Annotated in this window: 19 protein-coding genes; 9 read left to right on the top strand and 10 right to left on the bottom strand. The window is 59.1% G+C overall.

The window, feature by feature from the left end:
• Positions 1–97: 97 nt before the first annotated feature.
• The 4 genes from AC6I7Z_RS01005 (at position 98) to hemB (ending at position 5,562) form a co-directional block, all read left to right on the top strand.
• Positions 98–1,702: an EAL domain-containing protein gene (locus AC6I7Z_RS01005; RefSeq protein WP_497812857.1), complete on the top strand. Its 1,605-nt coding sequence runs from the start codon at positions 98–100 to the stop codon at positions 1,700–1,702.
• Complete coding sequence (locus AC6I7Z_RS01000; RefSeq protein ID WP_497812856.1) at positions 1,680–2,636, top strand: D-2-hydroxyacid dehydrogenase family protein; 957 nt, start codon at positions 1,680–1,682, stop codon at positions 2,634–2,636. Before AC6I7Z_RS01005 ends, AC6I7Z_RS01000 begins: the two co-directional genes overlap by 23 nt.
• A 328-nt stretch (positions 2,637–2,964) precedes the next feature.
• Entirely contained in the window at positions 2,965–4,470 is a 1,506-nt protein-coding gene (gene proP / locus AC6I7Z_RS00995) for a glycine betaine/L-proline transporter ProP (protein WP_497812855.1), read from the top strand.
• Between the two features lie 114 nt (positions 4,471–4,584).
• A complete protein-coding gene (gene hemB / locus AC6I7Z_RS00990) occupies positions 4,585–5,562 on the top strand; it encodes a porphobilinogen synthase (RefSeq protein WP_048783308.1) in 978 nt (325 codons plus the stop codon).
• Positions 5,563–5,619: 57 nt separating this feature from the next.
• Here the strand turns inward: hemB and AC6I7Z_RS00985 are convergent, their stop codons facing one another.
• Entirely contained in the window at positions 5,620–6,642 is a 1,023-nt protein-coding gene (locus AC6I7Z_RS00985; RefSeq protein WP_497812854.1) for an alpha/beta fold hydrolase, read from the bottom strand.
• Between the two features lie 415 nt (positions 6,643–7,057).
• On the opposite strand from AC6I7Z_RS00985, the gene AC6I7Z_RS00980 reads away from it, so the two are divergent.
• Positions 7,058–7,549, top strand: a complete 492-nt coding sequence (locus AC6I7Z_RS00980; protein ID WP_497812853.1) for a helix-turn-helix domain-containing protein — start codon at positions 7,058–7,060, stop codon at positions 7,547–7,549.
• 52 nt (positions 7,550–7,601) lie between these two features.
• Here AC6I7Z_RS00980 and AC6I7Z_RS00975 read toward each other — a convergent pair whose 3' ends face one another.
• From AC6I7Z_RS00975 to AC6I7Z_RS00955, 5 genes are all read right to left on the bottom strand, one after another.
• Positions 7,602–8,261: an epoxyqueuosine reductase QueH gene (locus AC6I7Z_RS00975; RefSeq protein ID WP_033753289.1), complete on the bottom strand. Its 660-nt coding sequence runs from the start codon at positions 8,259–8,261 to the stop codon at positions 7,602–7,604.
• Positions 8,262–8,340: 79 nt separating this feature from the next.
• Complete coding sequence (locus AC6I7Z_RS00970; protein ID WP_497812852.1) at positions 8,341–9,003, bottom strand: SDR family oxidoreductase; 663 nt, start codon at positions 9,001–9,003, stop codon at positions 8,341–8,343.
• Between the two features lie 109 nt (positions 9,004–9,112).
• Complete coding sequence (locus AC6I7Z_RS00965) at positions 9,113–9,919, bottom strand: hypothetical protein (RefSeq protein WP_497812851.1); 807 nt, start codon at positions 9,917–9,919, stop codon at positions 9,113–9,115.
• A 1-nt stretch (position 9,920) separates the two neighbouring features.
• Positions 9,921–10,118 (bottom strand): hypothetical protein, encoded by a 198-nt coding sequence (locus AC6I7Z_RS00960; protein WP_033753308.1) that lies wholly within the window; start codon positions 10,116–10,118, stop codon positions 9,921–9,923.
• Positions 10,119–10,332: 214 nt separating this feature from the next.
• Positions 10,333–11,517, bottom strand: coding sequence for a BaiN/RdsA family NAD(P)/FAD-dependent oxidoreductase (locus tag AC6I7Z_RS00955; RefSeq protein ID WP_497812850.1), 1,185 nt, complete (start codon positions 11,515–11,517; stop codon positions 10,333–10,335).
• Between the two features lie 241 nt (positions 11,518–11,758).
• Here AC6I7Z_RS00955 and pitA point away from each other — a divergent pair, with 241 nt between their 5' ends.
• Positions 11,759–13,261, top strand: coding sequence for an inorganic phosphate transporter PitA (pitA, locus tag AC6I7Z_RS00950; protein ID WP_497812849.1), 1,503 nt, complete (start codon positions 11,759–11,761; stop codon positions 13,259–13,261).
• 43 nt (positions 13,262–13,304) lie between these two features.
• Here pitA and uspB read toward each other — a convergent pair whose 3' ends face one another.
• Complete coding sequence (gene uspB / locus AC6I7Z_RS00945) at positions 13,305–13,640, bottom strand: universal stress protein UspB (RefSeq protein WP_033753315.1); 336 nt, start codon at positions 13,638–13,640, stop codon at positions 13,305–13,307.
• A gap of 425 nt (positions 13,641–14,065) precedes the next feature.
• Here uspB and uspA point away from each other — a divergent pair, with 425 nt between their 5' ends.
• Complete coding sequence (uspA, locus tag AC6I7Z_RS00940; protein ID WP_081136391.1) at positions 14,066–14,503, top strand: universal stress protein UspA; 438 nt, start codon at positions 14,066–14,068, stop codon at positions 14,501–14,503.
• 53 nt (positions 14,504–14,556) lie between these two features.
• On the opposite strand, the gene rsmJ is transcribed toward uspA, so the two are convergent.
• Positions 14,557–15,309, bottom strand: a complete 753-nt coding sequence (gene rsmJ, locus AC6I7Z_RS00935) for a 16S rRNA (guanine(1516)-N(2))-methyltransferase RsmJ (RefSeq protein ID WP_497812848.1) — start codon at positions 15,307–15,309, stop codon at positions 14,557–14,559.
• Positions 15,310–15,317: 8 nt separating this feature from the next.
• A complete protein-coding gene (prlC, locus tag AC6I7Z_RS00930; protein ID WP_497812847.1) occupies positions 15,318–17,360 on the bottom strand; it encodes an oligopeptidase A in 2,043 nt (680 codons plus the stop codon).
• A 224-nt stretch (positions 17,361–17,584) separates the two neighbouring features.
• Between prlC and AC6I7Z_RS00925 the strand changes: the two genes are divergently transcribed.
• On the top strand, positions 17,585–18,427 hold the full coding sequence (locus AC6I7Z_RS00925; protein WP_033753328.1) for a 23S rRNA (adenine(2030)-N(6))-methyltransferase RlmJ: 843 nt from the start codon (positions 17,585–17,587) through the stop codon (positions 18,425–18,427).
• Between the two features lies 1 nt (position 18,428).
• On the opposite strand, the gene rnz is transcribed toward AC6I7Z_RS00925, so the two are convergent.
• On the bottom strand, positions 18,429–19,340 hold the full coding sequence (gene rnz / locus AC6I7Z_RS00920) for a ribonuclease Z (protein WP_497812846.1): 912 nt from the start codon (positions 19,338–19,340) through the stop codon (positions 18,429–18,431).
• 124 nt (positions 19,341–19,464) lie between these two features.
• Between rnz and gorA the strand changes: the two genes are divergently transcribed.
• Complete coding sequence (gene gorA, locus AC6I7Z_RS00915) at positions 19,465–20,817, top strand: glutathione-disulfide reductase (protein ID WP_497812845.1); 1,353 nt, start codon at positions 19,465–19,467, stop codon at positions 20,815–20,817.
• The last annotated feature ends 5 nt before the right edge of the window (positions 20,818–20,822 follow it).

Genomic DNA, 20,822 nt, shown 5'->3' with positions numbered 1-20,822 from the left:
AGCAAAACGCTACCCTGCACGGCCTGAGGGCGTGCTATGCTGCGCGGATTACATTCGCACCTCCTCACAGACGCTTTAACATTCAGAGGAATTCGCGGTGCCGCCGTTAAAACAAAAACGCGACTACGCAAGAATAATTATTATTTTGTCCGGGATGCTGCCCTTACTGCTCGGCATCCTGTTTACGGCTATCGACGCGCGGCACACCGTTCAGCAGCAGCAGATCAGCGCCGCCAGCACGCTGCTCTTGCAGGCGGAAAAAATGAGCGACAGCGCCTGGGATATGATCACCTGGCTACGCCGTTTTCACTATCAGCCCTGCAACCAGTTCGAAGACGAACTACAGCGCGCAGGCAACCTCAACGCCTATTTCCGCGCCATCGGCAAGCTAGAGGGCGTGAAAATCACCTGCTCCTCGGCCTACGGCATGAACCCCGGCTCGTTAAGCGACATGATGCTACGCGCGCCGCCCGTAACCGGCAAAGCCTGGTGGAGCCTCTCGCTTGCCGGCACGGCTGGCGTCCCGCAGCGTCCGGCAGTGATTTTCGTGCGGCAGCTGGCAGATGACGAGGGCTTCTGGGCGATTATCGACGGCCAGTATCTGATGGACTTTATGAGCGCTATCGGTGAAACGCGCGGCTATCGGCTCAGCATACGCTTCAACGATGGCGCGCCGATTTCCGTCGGCCAGTCGACGCCGCCCCACGCCAGCCTGTTTAGCGTCCAGATTTATCAGGCGCAATCGCGCCGCTATCCCATCAGCGTGACCATCGAGACGCCGGGCACGGAGATCATGCACGCCTGGCGTCAGGTGACCTTTATTTTCCTGCCGATGACGGCCATTTTCTCAATTCTGCTGATGGTGCTGACCGCCAACTGGCTGCAGCGTCGTATCTCCTGGCGCGATGAGATCCGCCGCGCCATCAATGCGCGCCGCTTTTCGGTCTACTACCAGCCGGTTTATAACAACCACACGCAGACCTGTTCCGGCGCCGAAGCATTGCTGCGCTGGACGCTGCCGAACGGCGATGCGGTTCGGCCCGATATCTTTATCACCGCCGCCGAAGCGGAAGGCATGATTGTGCCGCTGACGCGTCATCTGCTCGACCTGATCGCCGAAGATGTTCAGCAGTGGCAGGTCGAGCCTGGTTTTCATATCGGCATCAACGTCGCCGCCGAGCATCTGCAACATCCAGCCTTCGTGGAGGATATGCTCAGCTTCGCCGATAAAATTAAGCAGACGTCGCTGCAAATCACTCTGGAACTCACCGAACGCAGCCTGATTAAAGATGGCGAAGATGTGGCGAGAAAACTCGATCGCCTGCGCGCCGACGGGATGAAGGTGGCGATTGATGATTTCGGCACCGGACACTGCTCGCTCAGCTATCTGCAAACCTTCTCGCTGGACTACCTGAAAATCGATCGCGGCTTTATCAACGCCATCGAGTCGCTATCGGGCGAAACGCCGGTGCTGGATGCGATTATCGCCCTCAGCCACAAGCTGAAGCTGGAGGTGCTGGGCGAAGGGGTGGAGACCGAAATGCAGTATCTCTACCTGCGCCAGCGCGGCGTGACCTTTATTCAGGGCTACTATTATGCTTTCCCCCTGGATAACCGCGCGTTCATCGCCTGGCTCGCAGAGCATGCGCATCAGCCGATGCACACAGAGGACGCTGACGATGCTCAACTGCACCCTTCTTGACGACTACCAGAACGTCGCCCTGTCGCTGGCCGACTGGGCGTCCCTGCGGCCCGCCGTGCAAACCCGAGCGCTGCATCAGCCTGTCGACGACGACGACGCGCTGATCGCCGCGCTGGCCGACAGCGATATTATCGTGGTGATGCGCGAGCGCACGCCGCTCACCGCAGCCCGACTGGCGCGCTTGCCGCGGCTGAAGCTTATCGTGACCTCAGGCATGCGCAATGCCGCTATCGATCTGGATGCCTGCCGCGCGCGCGGCATCGCGGTATGCGGCACCGAGAGCAGCAGCGCGCCGCCGCTGGAGCTGACCTGGGGTTTGCTGCTGGCGCTGGCGCGTCATATCGTGCCGGAGAATCAGGCGCTGCGCAGCGGCGGCCCGTGGCAGCAGCATCTCGGCATCGGACTGGAAGGCAAAACCCTGGGTCTGATTGGCCTGGGCAAGATCGGCGGCGGCATGGCGAAAGTCGCGCAGGCGTTCGGCATGCGGGTGTGTGCCTGGAGCCAGAACCTGACCGCCGAACGCGCCGCGGCGTGCGGCGCGACGCTGATGCCGTCGCTTTCGGCGCTGCTGGCGGCGAGCGATATCGTGTCGCTGCATCTGGTGTTAAGCGCGCGCACGCGTCATCTGCTCGACGCCGCCGCGCTGGCGCAGATGAAGCCAGGCGCGCTGCTGGTGAATACCGCGCGCGCGGGCCTGGTGGATCAGCAGGCGATGATCGCCGCGCTACGCGCGGGCCAGCTGGCGGGCGCCGCGCTGGACGTGTTCGACGTCGAACCGCTGCCTGCCGATCATCCGCTGCGGCAGCTGCCGAACGTGCTGGCGACGCCCCATCTCGGCTATGTCGCCGACAGCAACTACCGGCGCTATTTCACCCAGGCGGTCGAGGATATTGCCGCCTGGCTGCAGCACCAGCCGCTGCGATCGCTGCTTTAGCGCCGCCTTCTCTTCTCTTTGCGCTACGCGCCGCAAAATTTTGCAAAAATCAGCGGCGTGAAGCCGCTTTTTAACCTCTTTTCAGACGGCGTTTCAATCTGCTATCGTCGGCAAAAAAGGCCGCTATCAGACCAAACATGACAAATATCAATGAAAAACGGTATACTCTGCCACTTGTTGCAATAATTTCAACACTAATTATTGCGCACAGTAGCCAGTGGAAAATTCTGCCGAACGGCTATGCTTAAATTTTCTCAATGCCGCGGACTGCATCGTTCAACCGGTTCGCGACCTTGAGGACTTTCATGTGCTATTACAGGGTAACTCTATGAAATTACGTAGGAAGCGTGTCAAACCTATTGGGCTGGATGACGTCACGATTATCGATGACACCCGTCTACGCAAAGCCATTACGGCGGCGTCGCTGGGCAACGCGATGGAGTGGTTCGATTTCGGCGTGTACGGCTTCGTCGCCTATGCGCTGGGTAAGGTCTTTTTCCCTGACGCGTCGCCAGGCGTGCAGATGATCGCCGCGCTCGGTACCTTCTCTGTTCCCTTCCTGATTCGCCCGCTGGGCGGCCTCTTCTTCGGCATGCTGGGCGATAAGTATGGTCGTCAGAAGATTCTCTCTATCACCATTGTGATTATGTCGATCAGTACCTTCTGTATCGGCCTGATCCCCTCCTACGCCTCGATTGGCATCTGGGCGCCGATCCTGCTGCTGCTCGCCAAGATGGCGCAGGGCTTCTCGGTGGGCGGCGAGTATACCGGCGCCTCGATCTTCGTCGCCGAATACTCGCCCGACCGCAAGCGCGGCTTTATGGGCAGCTGGCTCGACTTCGGCTCTATCGCCGGCTTCGTGCTCGGCGCGGGCATCGTGGTGCTGATCTCGGCGATTATCGGCGAAGCGAAATTTATGGAATGGGGCTGGCGCCTGCCGTTCTTCCTCGCGCTGCCGCTCGGCATTATCGGTCTTTACCTGCGCCACGCGCTGGAAGAGACGCCTGCCTTCCAGCAGCACGTTGAGAAGCTGGAGCAGGGCGACCGCGAAGGTCTGCGCGACGGCCCGAAAGTGTCGTTTAAAGAGATCGCCACTAAGCACTGGAAAAGCCTGCTTGCCTGTATCGGTCTGGTGATCGCCACCAACGTCACCTACTACATGCTGCTGACCTACATGCCGAGCTATCTGTCGCATAACCTGCACTACTCGGAAGATCACGGCGTGCTGATCATCATCGCTATTATGCTCGGCATGCTGTTTGTGCAGCCGGTGATGGGGATGCTCAGCGACCGCTTCGGCCGTCGTCCGTTCGTGATCATTGGCAGTATCGCCCTGCTGATCTTCGCCATTCCGGCCTTTATGCTGATCAACAGCGGCGTGCTGGGGCTGATTTTCGCCGGTCTGCTGCTGATGGCGGTGATCCTCAACGCCTTTACCGGCGTGATGGCGTCGTCGCTGCCGGCGATGTTCCCGACGCATATCCGCTACAGCGCGCTGGCGAGCGCCTTTAACATCTCAGTGCTGATTGCCGGTCTGACCCCGACCCTCGCCGCCTGGCTGGTGGAAACCACCAACAACCTCTATATGCCAGCCTACTACCTGATGGTGGTGGCGGTGATCGGTTTGATTACCGGCATCTATATGAAAGAGACGGCGAACAAACCGCTGCGCGGCGCGACGCCTGCCGCATCCGACCTCGACGAGGCGCGTGAAATCCTGCAGGAGCATCACGACAACATCGAACAGAAGATCGAAGATATCGACGAGGAGATCGCCCGTCTTGAGGCGAAGCGTAAGAATCTGGTGCAGCAGCATCCCGACATCAACGAGTAATCCGTTTAAAGCCCGCCGCTCGGCGGGCTTTTTTTTACGCCGCACACAATCTTCATACTCGCGCGTTAAAAGGAGTAGACTAACGCTACTTTTTTCACCTGCGTAAGAATGAATATGTCTGACTTTTCTCTGATCCAGCGTCCAAGAAGGCTGCGTTCCAGCCCGGCGATGCGTGAACTCTTCCAGGAAACCTCCCTCAGCCTGAACGATCTGGCGCTGCCGATTTTCGTTGAGGAAGGCGTTGACGACTACAAAGCGATTGAAGCAATGCCGGGCGTGATGCGCATTCCGGAAAAGCGTCTCGCCTATGAAATCGAGCGCATCGCCAAAGCGGGCATCCGCTCGGTGATGACCTTCGGCATTTCGCACCACACCGACGCCACCGGCAGCGACGCCTGGAATGAAAACGGCCTCGTGGCGCGCATGTCGCGCATCTGTAAAGAGACGGTGCCGGAAATGATCGTCATGTCCGACACCTGCTTCTGCGAATACACCAGCCACGGCCACTGCGGCGTGCTGTGCGATCACGGCGTCGACAATGACGCGACCCTGATCAATCTCGGCAAACAGGCGGTAGTCGCGGCGGCGGCGGGCGCGGACTTTATCGCGCCGTCGGCGGCGATGGATGGCCAGGTCAAGGCGATCCGCCAGGCGCTGGACGCGGCGGGCTTTACCCAGACCGCCATCATGTCCTACTCCACCAAGTTCGCCTCGTCCTTCTACGGCCCGTTCCGCGAAGCGGCCGGCACCGCCCTGAAAGGCGATCGCAAAACCTATCAAATGAATCCGATGAACCGCCGCGAAGCGATTCGCGAGTCGCTGATCGACGCGGCAGAAGGCGCGGATTCGCTGATGGTGAAACCGGCCGGCGCCTACCTCGACGTGCTGCGCGAAATCCGTGACCGCACCGAGCTGCCGCTGGCGGCGTATCAGGTGAGCGGCGAATACGCGATGATCAAATTTGCCGCTCAGGCCGGCGCGATTGACGAGCGTAACGTCGTGCTGGAAAGCCTGGGTGCGATTAAACGCGCCGGCGCTGACCTGATTTTCAGCTACTTCGCCCTCGATCTGGCAGAACAGAAAATCCTCTGATCGCCGCAGCATCCTGCCGCCGCAGCGGCGGCAGGATAGCTTTTGGCCCCTGCCCCGTTAGCGCTGCGCTAACGCCTCGATCAGCGTCTGATTGAATCTGGCCGGCGACTCCATCTGCGGCGCATGCCCCATGCCTGGGAACTCAAGCAGGCGCGCGCCGGGAATGCGCTTCGCCGCCTCTTTGCCCAGCACCTCATAATGGCCCAGTTTCGCTTTCACCTCTGGCGAGGCGATATCGCTGCCGATCGCGGTGGTATCGGCGGTGCCGATCATCAGCGTGGTCGGCACCTTCAGATCGCCGAACTCATAAAATACCGGCTGGGTAAAAATCATGTCGTAGATCAGCGCCGAGTTCCACGCCACCTTTTTATGTCCGGGACCGGCGTTCAGGCCCGCCAGCATATCGACCCATTTGTCATACTCCGGCTTCCACTGCCCGCTGTAGTAGGTGTGCTGCTCATACTTTTTGATGCCTGCCGCGTCGAGCTTCAGCTCGCGCTGATACCACTGATCGACGCTGCGCCAGGGCGCGCCTTTGGCTTTCCAGTCCTCCAGGCCAATCGGGTTCACCAGCACCAGCTGCTGCGTCTCGGCGGGATACATCAGCGCATAGCGCGTGGCGAGCATGCCGCCGGTAGAGTGGCCGACAATCACCGCTTTCTTTATACCGAGATGCGCCAGCAGCTGATGCGTATTGTCCGCCAGCTGCTGGAAGCTGTACTGATAATTATCGGGTTTACTGGCGCTGCAAAAACCGATCTGATCCGGCGCGACGACGCGATAGCCCGCCTGGCTCAGGGCGCGTATGCTCTCTTCCCAGGTCGCGCCGCAGAAATTCTTGCCGTGCAGCAGCACCACGGTCTGGCCATTAGCGTTGCCTGCTGGTTTTACATCCATATAGCCCATGCTGAGCGACTGCTGCTGCGAGGAAAAATCAAAACGCTGCAGCGGGAAAGGATAGTGAAAGCCCTCCAGCTGCTCGCCATAGGTCGCGGCGGATACAGCGGGCGCAGCGCTAAACAGGGTTATCGAGGCGAATAAGGCAAGGAGCGGTTTTTTCAGGCCAGAGGTCGGACGCATGCGAAAATCTCCATATGAGCAAAAGAGCGGCAGTGTGACACGCGCGCAGGACGCTCGTATTGTTGCGCTGTGTCATGTAAAGGTTTTTTAGTAAATGAAGCGTAGCGGGCCCTGTATCATTTTGCCTGTCAGCCAGCAGCGCGACAGACACCTGCGCCGATCAATTTCCGCAATTAATATTACAAAAATTCTAAATATTCTCCGTGGCGCGAAGAAAATAAGTTACGTTTATTTATTGCTTTTATTTATTTTTCACAACCAAAAACCAACACCCAGCTTTTTTTGGTAAAAAATCCATATTTCGCTCCTCTTGCAAAAAAATAAACATGCATTTTCTGATACTTCTTTACCCAAGCCGGGCATAGCGAAAGATTAAAATCCCTACACTATGCGCAATTGTTTAATGAGGTGGATTATGCGTGAGAAAAAATATAATGAAGAAGTGATTGATAGCGTTACCGAGTGGATTAACAACCATCTCGATCAGCGGCTCAGCATTGATGATATTGCAGAGAAATCAGGTTATTCCAAATGGTATCTGCAGAAGCTATTCGCCCGCTGCCGCAACGAGACGCTGGCGCGCTATATTCGCAAGCGAAAGCTGGCGGCCTGCGTGCATACCCTGAAAAGCAGCAATACGCCGATTATTACGCTGGCGATGAAGTACCATTTCGAGAGCCAGCAGTCGTTTACGCGCTCTTTTAAACAGGTGATGGGATGTACGCCTTACGTCTGTCGCAAACGTCAGTTAGATCCCGAAACCCAGGCGCAGCTGGAAGGCAATATCAATCCGTGCGAGCTTTGCCAACAGGCGCAGCCCGCCGTCAACACCCATAAACGCTTTACCGCTTCACGTCTGGATATTCGCAATATCGACGCTGCTGAGGCCTGCAATGGCCTGCGCTAAATTCTGCCATTGCCGCTGGAAATAAAGGGCGACTCTCGCGCCCTTTATTTCTCTACTCTTCGTCCGGCGTATAATATTGCACGCCGATCTTAATGCGTTCACGCCCGCTGGCCACGCGATGACGATTGCTGTCGCGCAGCGAATAGATACAGCCGCAATACTCCTGCTGATAAAAACGCTCGCGCTTGCTGATTTCAATCATGCGCGCCGATCCGCCGCCTTTACGCCAGTTGAAATCCCAGTAGATCATATCGGGATAGCGATTTGCGGCGCGCGCGCCGCAGTCGTTGATCTGCTGCATATTCTTCCAGCGCGAAATGCCCAGCGAACTGGTGATCACCGGAAAGCCATGTTCATGGGCATAAAGCGCGGTGCGCTCGAAACGCATGTCGAAGCACATGGTGCAGCGCTCGCCGCGCTCCGGCTCCCACTCCATGCCTTTTGCACGCTCAAACCAGTTGTCGCGATCGTAGTCCGCGTCGACAAAGGGCACGCCGAACTGCTCTGCGAAGCGGATATTCTCCTCTTTGCGCAGCTCGTATTCTTTCAGCGGATGGATATTGGGGTTGTAGAAGAAAATGGTGTAATCGATGCCGGACGCCAGCATCGCCTCCATAACCTCGCCCGAACAGGGCGCGCAGCAGGAATGCAACAGGACTTTGTTATGGCCGCCAGGCAGCGGCAGCGGCTTACGCTGAAGGGACTGAGACATACTAACTCCTTGTCAAACTATGCCGCGAGTGTAGTGTTTCGCCGATGCAGATGCAAAAAAGGCGCTGACGCGCCCTGTTTTACCACTGCAAAAGCTGTCCGGCGTAGTCCACGTAGTGATGGCCGCCGCGTCCGCGATAAGCCTCCAGCTGCTGCACCAGACCTTCGCCGCTCTGCTCGACCGTGACCGGCGCGGAGTCACCGCCCATATCGGTTTTCACCCAGCCTGGATGCAGCGACAGCAGCGTCGCGTTATGCTGATTAATCTGCGGCAGCAGCGCGCGGCTCAGCATATTGAGCGCCGACTTGCTGGCGGAGTAGATCGGCATCGCCGCCGTATCGTTCTCGTTCAGGCTGCCGAGAATCGAAGTGGTGAAGCCGATGACGCCGTTTTGCTTCGCCAGCAGCGGCAGCAGCGCTTCCGCGCTGCGCACCGGCGCGATGGCGTTGGTCAAAAACAGCTGCGCCAGCTCTTCGTCGCTGCTCTGCAGCAGGTTCTGATGCGACGGGCCGGAAATGCCGGCGTTAATCAGGATCGCATCGAAGGTCTCGTCTTTGAGCCGCTCCGCCAGCTGACGCACCTCGTCCTGATGGGTCATATCCAGCGCGTGCCACTGGGCGTCCGCCTCCGGCGCGCTGCTGCGCCAGGTGGCCGTGACCTGCCAGCCCTTTGCCGCCAGCGCCTTGACCACCGCCAGACCGATGCCGCGCGAGGCGCCGATAACTAATGCTTTGCCTGCCATATGTTCCTCTCTGATGAAGTGATTTAAACAGCTAAAGGAGTAGCCGCCGGCCTGCAGAGCGGCTGCCCGCCCGATAACTGGCGAGAGGGCAACGTCGCTCTTTGGCCGTTTACGGCGGAGAATGTGGCGTAAAGGAACCCTCGATCTCCATCGGCACGCCGTCATGGTGCGTCATCGCCAGCGAACTGGCGCTGGCCGGGTCAAATAGCGACAGGCTCTCAATCTGATCCACCATCAGCACCTTACGGAACGCCATAGCGTTTTTCGGCTCGGACGTGAGCGTGATGCCGTGCTCGGCGTACCAGCGGCTGTAGTTATGTTCAATCGACATGCTCAGCGTTTTACTGTCGCGGTAGCCGCTAAGCATAGGAATAATCACGATGTTGGCGGTGTTTTCATATTCAAAGGTAGCGGCATGCACCATCCCGATATAGATACGGCGCGACTTGAGGGTAATCCACGCCAGTTCGCCCTCTTGCATGCACTGATAAAGCAGTTGCTCGACGCCGTTGGATTTAGAGAGCTGCTGATAGAGATCCTGGCGTCCGCTGCTGTTAAGGCGCGCGCTCGCCGACCAGTTTGAGCGGTACATGCAGAACAGCACCGCGAAGGCGAGCATCACAACAACCGGCGCCTGGATGCCAAGGAAACTCCAGTTCATAAACTCCATCTGCCAGCGCAGATGTTCGCCGGGCACCACCTGCAGCGCGTTGGCGACGCTGGAAATTATCAACAGCAGCAGCCAGATAATGGCGGTCGCCAGCATGCCCTGCAGGACAAAAATGCAGCCGTAGAGCGCCACCAGAAAATAGACATCCCAGCCGAAGCTGCGACGGATTTTAAACCGGCTGGAGAGATCGCGGCTGGTGTACCAGTAGCCGCAGACCATCAGCACCATAAATATCGCCGTACCCATCTTAAACTCCTTTTAGCGTTTCGACGTGGCGGGCGAAATCCTCATGCACTTCCTCACTCAGCACGTTTACCGAAGCGTTGCCGTCTTCATCGATAATGATGCGCTCGCCGTCGGCGATGGATTCATTCAGATCCTGACGTGACATGCCTCTGATAAAGCTCTCGGGGCTGGAAAACAGGGAACGCATAAAGGTGAGCATTGGGGGCGGATCTCCTCTGTGGTAAATCAGAAGTATGAAATCGGGGCGGCAAACGCGCCAGGCGGATTAGTCTAAAAGTGTTTCAGGTCAGAGAATTAGCGAAGCGGCAGAGGGAGAGAAAGCGGGTGAAGCGGCGTTAATGCGGGGCAAAACAGGCTTTAAAAAAGGCGTCGATCAGGCCGCAACGCAGCCCGATATCGACGCCCGACGCGGGTTACAGCGCCTGCGCGCAAGCCCAGGCTGAACTCCACGCCCACTGGAAGTTATAGCCGCCCAGCCAGCCGGTCACGTCCACCACCTCGCCGATAAAATAGAGTCCCGGCACGTCGCGGGCTTCCATCGTTTTCGACGAGAGCAGCCTGGTATCGACGCCGCCCAGCGTCACCTCGGCGGTGCGATAGCCTTCCGTGCCGTTAGGCTGCACGCGCCACTGGTGCAGCGTCTGCGCCAGTTCCGCCTGCTGCTTGCCGTTCAGCTGCTTCAGCGTGACGTCCGGCACCTGCCCCAGCTCCTGCAACACCTCTACCAGACGTTTCGGCAGCAGCTTCGCCAGGCTATTTTTCAGGCTCAGGTTCGGATGCGCCTCGCGCTGCGCGTGGATGAATTCTTCAATCGAGGTGGCAGGCGACAGGTTGATGGTAACCTGCTCGCCCGGCTGCCAGTAGCTGGAGATTTGCAGCACCGCTGGACCGGACAGCCCGCGGTGGGTGAAGAGCATCGCCTCTTTGAACAGCGTGCCGTCCTGCGCCTCGATGGTGGTGTCGATCGCGACGCCGGAGAGCGTCTGTAGCCGCTCCAGCAGCGGCTTATGCAGGGTAAAGGGCACCAGCGCGGCGCGGGTCGAATAGACCTTCAGACCGAACTGCTCGGCAATCTTATAACCGAACGGCGTGGCGCCCAGGCCCGGCATAGAGAGTCCGCCGCTGGCGATCACCAGCTTTTCCGCCTGCACCGCCGCGCCGTTGAGCTGCAGCGTATAGCTCGACGCATCGCGCGTCACGCTCAGCACCTCGCTGCGCAGACGCAGCGTCACCTGGCCCTTTTCGCACTCCGCCATCAGCATATCGACAATCTGCGCCGCCGAGTCGTCGCAGAAGAGCTGCCCCAGCGTCTTTTCGTGGTAGGCGATCTTGTGGCGATTAACCAGATCGATAAAATCCCACTGGGTGTAGCGCGCCAGCGCGGATTTGCAGAAGTGCGGATTGTGCGACAGATAGGCGGCCGGATCGGTGTACATATTGGTGAAGTTGCAGCGCCCGCCGCCTGACATCAGGATCTTACGCCCAGGCTTTTTGCCGTTATCCAGCAACAGCACGCGTCGGCCTCGCTGCCCGGCCTGCGCCGCGCAAAACAGTCCCGCCGCGCCGGCGCCGATAATAATAACGTCAAACTTTTCCACTGCCTTCGCCCCGCCTGTTTTAAGAGGCGCTGATTGTAGAGGTCTGCTCTGCGTGACGCCAGCGTCAAAAATTTGTCGTAATTATGTCATAATGTAAACGGTTCATTTTATGGCACTTTTAGGAGAATCCAGTCAACTTTAGACATTCTTAAGTCAAAACAAGGCTATATTTTGCTTTCCCATACCCTGCGTTGTCGCAGATAATGCGCCGCGCTCATGTCCTCAAAATGGCGTAATGTGTATGCTACATTTGTTCGCTGGTCTTGACCTCAGTACCGGCCTGTTATTGGTTCTTGCCCTGCTGTTTGTATTGTTTTATGAAGCAATCAACGGCTTTCACGACACGGCCAACGCAGTTGCCACGGTGATCTATACCCGCGCGATGCGCGCGCAGCTTGCTGTGGTGATGGCGGGCGTATTTAACTTCCTTGGCGTTCTGCTTGGTGGCTTAAGCGTCGCTTACGCTATCGTGCATATGCTTCCTACCGATCTGTTATTAAATGTTGGTTCCGCGCACGGGCTGGCGATGGTCTTTTCCATGCTGCTGGCGGCGATTATCTGGAACCTCGGCACCTGGTATCTCGGTCTGCCGGCCTCCAGTTCGCACACGCTGATTGGCGCCATTATCGGCATCGGCCTGACCAACGCGCTGATGACCGGCACCTCGGTGATCGACGCGCTTAATATCCCGAAAGTCATCAATATCTTCCTGTCGCTGATTCTGTCGCCGATTGTCGGTCTGATCGTCGCAGGCAGTTTGATTTTCCTGCTGCGTCGCTACTGGAGCAGCACTAAAAAGCGCGCGCGCATCCATATGACGCCCGCTGACCGCGAAAAAATCGACGGCAAGAAAAAGCCGCCGTTCTGGACGCGTATCGCCCTGATCGTCTCAGCAATCGGCGTCAGCTACTCGCACGGCGCCAATGATGGCCAGAAAGGCATCGGACTGATTATGCTGGTGCTGATCGGCGTCGCGCCGGCAGGTTTCGTGGTCAATATGAACGCCAGCGGCTACGACATCACGCGCACGCGCGACGCGGTCAATCACCTCGAACAGTATTATCAGCAGCACAGCGAGGCGCTGACGCACATCATTCAGATGGCGCCGCCTGCGCTGCCGACGCCGGAAGAGACGCCGTCCGGCCCGAAAGAGTTCCACTGCGACAGCGCCCGTGCGCTGCAGGCGGTACAGCGCGCGCAGAGCCTGCTGAACACCAACCTGCAAAGCTACGACCAGCTTAGCGTCGAGCAGCGCAGCCAGATGCGTCGCCTGCTGCTGTGCATCGCCGATACCGCCGATAAGGCGGCCAAGCTGCCGGAAACCAGCGCCGACGATAAACGCTTCCTCGGCAAGCTGAAAACCGATCTGCTGGGCACCATCGAGTATGCGCCGGTGTGGATCATTATGGCGGTCGCGCTGGCGCTCGGCATCGGCACCATGATCGGCTGGCGTCGCGTCGCGACCACCATCGGCGAGAAGATTGGTAAAAAAGGCATGACCTACGCGCAGGGCATGTCGGCGCAGGTCACCGCGGCGGTTTCCATCGGCATCGCCAGCTATACGGGCATGCCGGTTTCGACCACCCATATCCTGTCGTCATCGGTGGCGGGCACCATGCTGGTGGACGGCGGCGGTCTGCAAAGCCGCACCATCAAGAATATCGCCATGGCGTGGGTGTTTACGCTGCCGGTCTGTATTGTGCTGTCGGGCAGCCTCTACTGGCTGGCGCTGAAGCTGGTGTAAGCCACGCAAAAATAAAGGGCGACGCAGGTCGCCCTTTTTATTTCTAGTGCCAGATCGCCAGACAAATCAGGCTGAGGATCACTAACCCGCACAAGGCGCTGGTTAAAATGAACTGACCGCGCACCCGCTCGCAGCGACGAATAAACTCCTCGTCATGATGATCGAGATAACGTTTCGCCCAGATATAGCGCACCAGCCGCACCTGTTTGCTCGGCTGACCATGCGAGGTAAAAAAGCCGGCCCCGTCGACATACTGATAGAGTAAGGGATCGCAGCCTCGCAGCACCGCCAGCAGCGCGCGCAAAGAAGAAAAGTAGCGCGCCATATTCACAATACACACCACACAAAGAGCCCAGAAAAGCGCGATAGTGCTGATCATATTTCCCTCCCAGCTGGAGCCGCGGAGACAGGCTGGAGCGCGGCTGCGCTTCATGCTCCACGGGAAAAGCCGACCACTGAATGACCTGAAGAGATCTCTGTTTTTTAGCAAGCTTAGGCGGTCGGCACCTGAGAAGTACCACCGTTAATTTGTAGTGTAGGAGAAGATTTTAACTCTTTTCCAGCGATGATTTTCGTTCGCCGCGAGCGAAAAAGGCGCTAAGCCTTGATCTTATTCACAACCGAAGCCTGTACCGCAGCATTTGTTAACCGTCGCCGCTATACTAAAGGCATAACAACTATCTGTCGGGAACACCGCCAGAGCAACTGGTGACAAATATCGCCCGTTCGCGTAAAGGATTGCGCAGGCAATGACGCGAGAGGAAGACAGGTCGCCATCCTGAATCTTGTGAAAGGAGTTATATCATGGCTTATAAACATATCCTGATTGCGGTAGACCTTTCTCCCGAAAGCCAGCTGCTGGTGGATAAAGCCGTCTCGCTGGCGCGTCCCTATGACGCCAAAATTTCGCTGATTCACGTCGATGTGAACTATTCCGATCTCTATACCGGCCTGATTGACGTCAATCTGGGCGATATGCAGAAGCGTATCTCGGAAGAGACGCATACCGCGCTGCGCGGGCTGTCCGATGCGGCAGGTTACCCTATCAGCGAGACCCTGAGCGGCAGCGGCGATCTTGGCCAGGTGCTGGTCGACGCGATTAAAAAATATGACGTGGATTTAGTGGTGTGCGGCCACCATCAGGATTTCTGGAGCAAGCTGATGTCGTCGGCGCGCCAGCTGATCAACACCGTGCATATCGATATGCTGATCGTTCCGCTGCGCGACGCGGACGACGAATAAGCGGCACAGCGTAGCCATGCTAAAAAGCCGGTGCTGACCGGCTTTTTTATCTTTTAAGGATTGAGCGGCGGATAAATATCGAAGCGATGGCTTTTGGTCACCACCGCCGACTGCGTCGCGACCCCCGCCAGCGGCGGCGCATAGTCGGGACGCTTCACCACGATGCGCTTTTTTGCCAGACGGCGCGCCGGCTCCAGCAGCGCGTCGGCATCCTCGTCGGCGCCGACCAGCGACTGAAACACCCGCATCTCTTTTTTCACCATGGCGCTCTTCTGCCGATGGGGATACATCGGATCGAGATAGACCACGTCAGGCGCAGGCGTAATATCGCCGAGCGCCTGCGCGCTGGGCGCATGGATAAGCGTCAGCCGCTCGCGCAGCCAGCCGCCGATTTCCGCATCCTGATAGCCGCGCTGCAGCCCGTCGTCCAGCAGCGCCGCCACCACCGGATGACGCTCCAGCATGCGCACGCGGCAGCCGATTGCCGCCAGCACGAAGGCGTCGCGCCCTAAACCGGCGGTTGCGTCTACCACGTCCGGCAGATAACCACTCTTCACGCCAACCGCTTTCGCCACCGCCTCGCCGCGTCCGCCGCCGAAACGGCGACGGTGCGCCATCGCGCCGGAGACGAAGTCGACGAAAATGCCGCCCAGCTTCGGCTCGTCGCGCTTGCGCAGTTCAAGGTGCGTCGGCGTCTGCACCAGCGCCAGCACGCAGCCTTCGTCATGCTCCAGCTGCCAGCGCTGCGCCAGATGCGACAAGGCGCCGTCTCCGGCGCCCGATTCATCAATCAAACAGATTTTCACTGCAGCCGTTATCCCTTGATGCCGTAATGATCCAGCATCGCATCCAGCTGCGGCTCGCGGCCGCGGAAGCGTTTGAACAGCTCCATCGGCTCTTCCGAACCGCCGCGCGTCAGGATGTTGTCGAGGAACGACTGGCCAGTCTGGCGGTTGAAGATGCCCTCTTCCTCGAAGCGCGAATAGGCGTCTGCCGCCAGCACGTCCGCCCACAGATAGCTGTAGTAGCCCGCCGCATAGCCGCCGGCGAAAATATGGCTAAAGGCGTGCGGGAAACGGCCCCATTCCGGGCTCGGCACCACGGCCACCAGCTTTTTCACTTCGCGCAGGGTTTCAAGGATCTGCGCGCCTTTCGCCGGGTCGAACTCGGCGTGCAGACGGAAATCGAACAGGCCGAATTCCAGCTGACGCAGGATAAACAGCGCCGCCTGGTAGTTCTTCGCCGCCAGCATCTTGTCGAGCAGCTCCTTCGGCAGCGGTTCGCCGGTTTCATAGTGGCCGGAGATAAAGGCCAGCGCCTCCGGCTCCCAGCACCAGTTCTCCATAAACTGGCTCGGCAGCTCGACGGCATCCCACGGCACGCCGCTGATGCCGGAAACCCCTGGGGTTTCGATGCGCGTCAGCATATGGTGCAGGCCGTGACCAAATTCGTGGAACAGCGTGGTGACTTCGTCGTGAGTAAACAGCGCGGGCTTGCCGTTCACCGGACGGTTGAAGTTGCAGGTGAGATAGGCGACCGGCTTTTGCAGCGTGCCGTCGGCTTTGCGCATCTGGCCGACGCAGTCATCCATCCAGGCGCCGCCGCGCTTGTGCTCGCGCGCGTAGAGGTCGAGATAGAAGCTGCCGCGCAGCTCGCCGCTCTCATCGAACAGATCGAAGAAACGCACGTCAGGATGATAAACATCGACGTCGGTGCGCTCTTTGGCGGTGATGCCGTAGATGCGCTTAACCACCTCAAACAGGCCGTTGACGGCGCGCGCTTCCGGGAAGTAAGGGCGCAGCTGTTCGTCGCTGATGGTGTAGAGATGCTGCTTCTGTTTTTCGCCGTAGTAGGTGAGATCCCACGGATTCAGCTCGCTGACGCCGTACTCTTTTTCAGCGAAGGCGCGCAGCTGGGCCAGCTCTTTTTCCGCCTGCGGACGGGCGCGTTTCGCCAGATCGTTCAGGAAGTCGAGCACCTGCGCCGGGTTTTCCGCCATTTTGGTCGCCAGCGATTTGTCGGCGTAGGAGTCAAAGCCCAGCAGCTGCGCCAGCTCGTGACGCAGCGCCAGCTCTTCCGCCATGATCGGGCCGTTGTCCCATTTACCGGCGTTCGGTCCCTGATCGGAGGCGCGCGTCGAATAGGCGCGATACATCTCTTCGCGCAGCGCGGCGTTGTCGCAGTAGGTCATCACCGGCAGGTAGCTTGGAATATCCAGCGTCAGCAGCCAGCCTTCCAGCTCTTTGGCTTCAGCCTGCGCTTTCGCCGCCGCCAGCGCGCTTTCCGGCATGCCGGAGAGTTCGCTTTCGTCGGTGATCAGTTTGCTCCAGCCCATGGTCGCGTCCAGCACGTTGTTGCTGTAGGCCGATCCCAGCTCGGAGAGACGCGCGGCGATTTCGCCGTAGCGCTGCTGCTTCTCTTTATCGAGGCCGATGCCGGAAAGCTCGAAATCGCGCAGCGCGTTATCGACCGCTTTCTGCTGCGCCACGTCGAGCGCGGCGAAGCTCTCGCCCTCTTTCAGATCGCGATAGGCCTGGTAAAGCCCTTCATGCTGGCCGACCCAGGTGCTGTATTCGGACAGCAGCGGCAGCGTCTGCTCGTAGGCCTGACGCAGCTCCGGGCTGTTTTTCACCGAGTTGAGATGGCTGACCGGCGAAAAGATGCGGCCGAGACGATCGTCGACTTCAGCCAGCGGCTGCACCAGGTTGTCCCAGGTGTAGGGCGCGCCCTGCGCCACCACCTTTTCCACCGCCGCGCGACATTCGTTCAGCGCCTCGGTCACGGCAGGCACCACATGCTCAGGCTGAATGGCGGAGAAAGGCGGCAGCGTAAAAGGCTGGAGTAATGGATTGGTCATAGCGCAGTCCTTGTTCAATGTATGGGGCGCGCGAGGCGCGCAACGCAATCTTACTAACATGCGGTTAAGTGTAGCGAAAATCAATGGCGGCCAGCCTGAGCGGCGAAGAAACGCGTCGGGCGAGCGGGCGACGGAGAATCGGCCAGCATTTTTCGCCTTCAGCAGGTATAATCCCGCTAACTTGCAGTACGCCTTTTTACGCCAACCGCGGAATCTCCACTGTTATGCTGAGCTATCGCCACAGTTTTCACGCCGGCAACCACGCCGACGTGCTGAAACACACCGTACAGAGCCTGATCATCAGCGCGCTGAAAGAGAAAGAAAAGCCGTTCCTCTACCTCGACAGCCATGCCGGCGCAGGCCGTTATCTGCTGAGCGGCGAGCATGCCGAGCGGACCGGCGAATATCTGGAAGGCATCGCACGCATCTGGCAGCAGCCGGACGCGCCGGAGCTGCTGAAGCCCTATTTCAACGCGATTCGCGATCTGAACCCCAACGGCACGCTGCGCTATTATCCCGGCTCGCCGCTGATCGCGCGCTATCTGCTGCGCGCAGAGGATAAGCTGCAGCTTACCGAGCTGCACTCCAGCGACTACCCGCTGCTGCGCGGCGAGTTCCTGAAAGACAGCCGCGCCCGCGTAGAGCGCGCCGACGGCTATCAGCAGCTGAAGGCGAAACTGCCGCCGCCGACCCGTCGCGGCCTGATCCTGATCGATCCGCCTTATGAGCTGAAAAGCGATTATCAGGCGGTAGTGAAGGCGATTCATGAGGGCCACAAGCGCTTTGCCACCGGCGTTTTCGCGCTCTGGTATCCGGTCGTGCTGCGTCAGCAGATCAAGCATATGCTGCGCGATCTCGAAGCGACCGGCATCCGCAATATTCTGCAGATCGAGCTGGCGGTGCGCCCGGACAGCGATCAGCGCGGCATGACCGCGTCCGGCATGATCGTCGTCAATCCGCCGTGGAAGCTGGCGCAGCAGATGAACGAGCTGTTGCCCTGGCTGCACCAGAAGCTGGTGCCTGCCGGAACCGGTCACGCCACCGTGACGCAGCTCGTCGCGGAATAAGCTATAGCGTAAATACCGCCAGATCCTGTGCCAGCTCGGTGTCGGGAAATACCGAGCGGCACTCGTCCAGCAAACGCTGCATGTCGCGCGGCAGATAGCGCGAGCTGAAGTGCGTGGCGATCAGGCGCTTCGCGCCCGCCTCTTTCGCCACCTGCGCCGCCTGCAGCGTCGTAGAGTGGCCGCGCCCGTTGGCTTTCTCCTGCAACGCCGCCTCCAGCGTCGCTTCATGCACCATCAGATCGACATCGGCCGCCAGCTGCAGCGCCATCGGCGTCGGCGCGGTATCGCCAAAAATCGCCAGGGTTTTGCCTCGGGTCGCCGGGCCGAGATAGTCCGCGCCGTTAATCACCCGCCCATCCTCCAGCGTCACCCTCTCTCCCGCTTTTAGCTGCTGATACCAGGGGCCGCGCGGCACGCCCTCTTCTTTCAAACGCGCGGCGTCGAGAAAGCCCGGTTTATCGTACTGCTCGATTCGATAGCCGAAGCAGGTCAGCGGATGCACCAGCGGCCAGGCGCTGACGCGGAACTCGCCGTCGTCGAGCACTGGCCCCGCTTCAATCTCAACGATTTCCAGCGGATAGTCAGTATAGGAGCCGCTGAGCGACAGCGCGGTTTCGACAAAGCGCCGGATACCTTCAGGCCCGTAGATGGTCAGCGGCTCGGTAATGCCGCCCATGGAGCGACTGGTGAGCAAACCGGGCAGGCCGAAAATATGATCGCCGTGCAGATGAGTAATAAAGATTTTGTTCATGCGTCCCGGCCTGAGCGGCGAACGCATGTACTGGAGCTGCGTCCCTTCGCCGCAGTCGAAGAGCCAGGTGTCGCCGCGCGGCGAATACGTAAAAGCAATGGAGGTAACGTTGCGTTGCAGGCTGGGCGCGCCGCCGCCGGTGCCGAGAAATGTAAGCTGCATGCTATGCTTCCCTGTCAGTGAGGAGAGAATTCAACCCTATTACAATCATAGGCGCAATCTTTGCGCCGTCTCGCCTCTCAGCGTTACAATCCTGACCAAACTCTTGCAACCGGATGGACACACCATGACACGACATTATGACTATCTCGCCATTGGCGGCGGCAGCGGCGGCATCGCCTCGATTAACCGTGCCGCCATGTATGGCCAGAAATGCGCCCTGATTGAAGCCAAAGAGCTGGGCGGCACCTGCGTGAATGTGGGCTGTGTTCCGAAGAAAGTGATGTGGCACGCGGCGCAGATCGCCGAGGCTATTCATCTCTACGGTCCGGATTACGGCTTCGATACCACGGTTAACCATTTTAGCTGGAAGACGCTGGTGAAAAACCGCAGCGCCTACATCGATCGCATTCACACCTCGTACGATAACGTGCTGGGCAAAAACAACGTTGACGTCATCAAGGGCTTCGCCCGCTTCGTCGACGCCCATACCGTGGAAGTGAACGGCGAGCGCATTACCGCTGACCACATTCTGATCGCTACCGGCGGCCGTCCGAGCCATCCCGACGTACCGGGCGCGGAATACGGCATCGACTCTGACGGCTTCTTCGAACTAGAGGCGCTGCCGAAGCGCACCGCGGTCATCGGCGCCGGCTATATCGCCGTTGAGCTGGCGGGCGTGGTGAACGCGCTGGGTTCCGAAACGCATCTGTTCGTGCGCAAGCATGCGCCGCTGCGCAGCTTCGATCCGCTGATCACCGATACGCTGGTGGAAGTGATGAACGCCGAAGGCCCGACGCTGCATACCCACGCCGTGCCGAAAGCGGTGGTGAAGAACGCCGACGGCAGCCTGACGCTGCAGCTGGAAGACGGGCGCGAGCAGACCGTCGACTGCCTGGTATGGGCCATCGGCCGCGAACCGGCGACCGATAACCTGAACCTGGCGGTGACCGGCGTGGCGCTGAATGAAAAAGGCTATATCAAGGTCGATAAGTATCAGAACACCAACGTCGACGGCATCTATGCGGTCGGCGACAACACCGGCGCGGTCGAGCTGACGCCGGTCGCGGTCGCGGCGGGTCGCCGTCTCTCAGAGCGCCTGTTCAACAACAAACCGGACGAGCATCTGGATTACAGCAACGTGCCGACGGTGGTGTTCAGCCATCCGCCAATCGGCACCGTTGGCCTGACCGAACCGCAGGCGCGCGAGCAATATGGCGACGATCAGGTGAAGGTCTATAAATCTTCGTTTACCGCCATGTATACCGCCGTCACGCAGCACCGCCAGCCGTGCCGCATGAAGCTGGTCTGCGTCGGCGCAGAGGAGAAGATCGTCGGCATTCACGGTATCGGTTCCGGCATGGACGAGATGCTGCAAGGCTTTGCGGTGGCGCTGAAGATGGGCGCGACGAAGAAAGATTTCGACAATACCGTGGCGATCCACCCGACGGCGGCAGAAGAGTTTGTGACGATGCGCTGATCTGG

The organism is Pantoea sp. X-Soil-MYKO-1289, from assembly GCF_059730625.1.
The sequence above is the reverse complement of the archived record's forward strand: the minus strand, read 5'-3'. Positions and strand labels throughout refer to the sequence as shown.